Consider the following 2,796-nt stretch of genomic DNA (forward strand, 5'->3'; position numbering starts at 1 on the left):
CCAGCAGTGTCGTTATGCGCTTTTAAACGTGCAACACCACGGTTGCTTAATGCGAATGACGTAAGTTGGCGTACTTTAAATTTAGGGCCATCTGCGTCTTTTAAAAGTGCGATTGCTTGTGTACAAATTTCTTCAGCTTGTGCGTAATTTTTTGACTTAACATTAAGTGCGCAGCTATTAAATGATTGCTCAAGTGGCTGTGGCGCTGTTGCAGCTTCAATAACCATTAATTTGTAATCACCTGTATCAGCCATTGCCGCAGCTGAACATGTTAATAGTGAGCTAAGAGCGATAGTTTTGATAAGTGTAAGTTTCATGGTCATATTCCTGATTAGTTAAGCCGTGCTTGTTGCCGACAACTGAACTTTAAAGAATTAACACAACCCCGACAAACGATTAAAACAAACCTAATAAGTGAGAAAAATTAACCTATAGACCTTAGTCTAATACGATATTATTTTTTCTATATATAAAAAGGACTTACACAACATGGCTGTACCTAAAAATCATCATTTTTGTTTTTATGAATACTCTTTATTTATAAGTTTTTATTTGTAGGTTTATTTTTAACCTACTTGTTTTTGCCATAGCCAAATAACAATCAAACAAATTTATACACTTAATTACATGCAATACTAAACAACGCACTTATAATAACCACTCTACTAACTTATCATTATTAACGGGCTGACTGTTTTGAAATACAAACTCCCTCTTTTTGTTCTATTAGGCACACTTTTACCATTTAGCCAAAATGCCAATGCAAGGCTTTTACTTGGTAGCAATATGCCAAACACCGCCGTATTTGTTAAATCAGAATTTAATGGTGATAGTAGTATTACATCTGTTGGTGTCGAAATGATGGCAAAACAAAATCATAGTAACTTTGGCGTTATTTTTACAAGCGCTGTTGGCGCCGCAAAAGTAGATAACAAACAAGGCGAGCAAGAAGAATTCATTACCTGGGATAACGGGATGAAACTTGGCTACTTCAACGACTTTTTTATTTACGCAGAGCTAGGTTTAGACCTATTCGAACTCGCCTTCAAAAACGACCGCGGTGATAACACCTACCAAATAGAAAAATCGAACAACGACATAGACGGCTACGCAGGCATTGGGATGGGCTATCATTTAAAACCATTTAAAATAGAAGCATTTACACGAGTACGCCAAATTGATGGTTACTACTGGGAAGCAGAAGAACATATTTACAGTGGTGTTCAACTCTCACTTACGTTTTAATATTTAGCCTTGATAATCATTTTTAAATAGGCACCGTGTACGTAATTATTTATGCGCTCACTAAATTTTGGTTAAAACAAACACAAAAAAGCCCATGTTAGGGATTAGCCTAACATGGGCTTTTTTACTCTCGCTACGTTATAAAAAGCTTATAACGGCTTTTTATAACGATAGTTCTTCTTTAGCGCGAGTTAAGTTATGCGATACCATTGTACTTGTAGACATTTGGTTTGCTTCGTATAAATCAGCAAGACCAGCTGTATCGTTATGCGCTTTTAAACGTGCAACACCACGGTTGCTTAATGCAAATGACGTAAGTTGGCGTACTTTAAATTTAGGACCATCAGCATCTTTTAAAAGTGCGATTGCTTGTGTACAAATTTCTTCAGCTTGTGCGTAATTTTTTGACTTAACATTCAGTGCGCAGCTATTAAATGATTGCTCAAGTGGCTGTGGCGCTGTTGCAGCTTCAATAACCATTAATTTGTAGTCACTTTCGTTAGCCATTGCAGCAGCTGAACATGTAAGTAGTGAGCCAAGAGCGATAGTTTTGATAAGTGTCAATTTCATGATTATATTCCTGTTATGCCAATTGTTTAAACTAGTGAGCTTTTTTAGCGTCAGGTAAATAGCTTAATAACAAGGCAAAATTTATGAAATATAGTCGTTCTATATAAGTAATTTTTAACGCCGTTAGTGAGTTATTTAATTCGCTAAAATGATCATGTTTTAATAAAATTGGTATTAGTTAGTCGTGCTTGTTGCCGACAACTGAACTTTAGAGAATTAACACAAAACCGACAAACGATTAAAACAAACCTAATAAGTGAATAAATCTAACCTATAGACTTTAGTCTAACTTAAGTATTAATTTTGATTTTAACTTTAAAAATACCTTTATTTGCAATCATCGCTATAACCATCTATAAAACAATTGGTTAAAAATTTTTAAGCCCTCTTTTTACTCTAAAAAACAAGCCCGTAAAATATGCTTATTTTACGGGCTTATAAATATAATTATATTCGGCGCACTTTAACCGCCTCTATTTAATTCATCATTTTTATATTTAACGAATGCTTTTAGCCACTTTACCAATACTTAAACCCTGAACCAAAATAGAAAACACCACAACGGCATAAGTCAGAGCCAATAAAATATCGCGCTCTGTTCCATTTGGTAATTGCAGTACCAACGCAACAGATATACCGCCGCGCAAACCACCCCAGGTTAATACTCTCCAAGCACCAGCAGGTAACCCTAACTGGTTACCAAAAGTAGTTGTGGTTACACCAACCACAATAAGCCTTGCTAATAACGCGATAATAATCGCTAAACCTGCGGCAACAAATAAATTGCCCGAATACGCAATCATTACCACCTCAAGCCCAATTAAAACAAATAAAATGGCATTTAAAATCTCGTCAATCAGCTCCCAAAATAAATCAACGTAATGGCGTGTTTTATCGCTCATAGCCATACTACGACCATGATTACCCACCATTAACCCCATCATTACCATGGCAAGCGGACCCGACAAATGCCAATGGCTT

The 2,796-nt window shown here is 35.9% G+C and carries 4 protein-coding genes; 1 reads left to right on the forward strand and 3 read right to left on the reverse strand.

Going from position 1 to position 2,796, the window contains the following annotated elements:
• A partial coding sequence (locus L647_RS0103285) for a hypothetical protein (RefSeq protein ID WP_024609924.1) occupies positions 1-317 on the reverse strand: 317 nt, incomplete at its 3' end.
• 379 nt (positions 318-696) lie between these two features.
• Here L647_RS0103285 and L647_RS0103290 point away from each other — a divergent pair.
• Entirely contained in the window at positions 697-1,245 is a 549-nt protein-coding gene (locus L647_RS0103290) for a hypothetical protein (protein WP_024609925.1), read from the forward strand.
• A gap of 162 nt (positions 1,246-1,407) precedes the next feature.
• On the opposite strand, the gene L647_RS0103295 is transcribed toward L647_RS0103290, so the two are convergent.
• Together L647_RS0103295 and L647_RS0103300 are read right to left on the reverse strand one after the other, a co-directional pair.
• The gene (locus L647_RS0103295) at positions 1,408-1,815 is read right to left on the reverse strand and encodes a hypothetical protein (RefSeq protein ID WP_024609926.1); all 408 of its coding nucleotides are present in this window, start codon (positions 1,813-1,815) and stop codon (positions 1,408-1,410) included.
• Between the two features lie 497 nt (positions 1,816-2,312).
• Positions 2,313-2,796: cation:proton antiporter (locus L647_RS0103300; protein ID WP_024609927.1), on the reverse strand; the 484-nt coding region annotated here is incomplete at its 5' end.

It is taken from the genome of Pseudoalteromonas sp. TB64, from assembly GCF_000498095.1.
Taxonomy (GTDB): Bacteria; Pseudomonadota; Gammaproteobacteria; order Enterobacterales; family Alteromonadaceae; genus Pseudoalteromonas.

What these genes read in the sequence shown, in the direction of transcription:
- L647_RS0103295 (WP_024609926.1), bottom strand. Translation starts at nt 1,815, where the DNA reads ATGAAATTGACACTTATCAAAACTATCGCTCTTGGCTCACTACTTACA.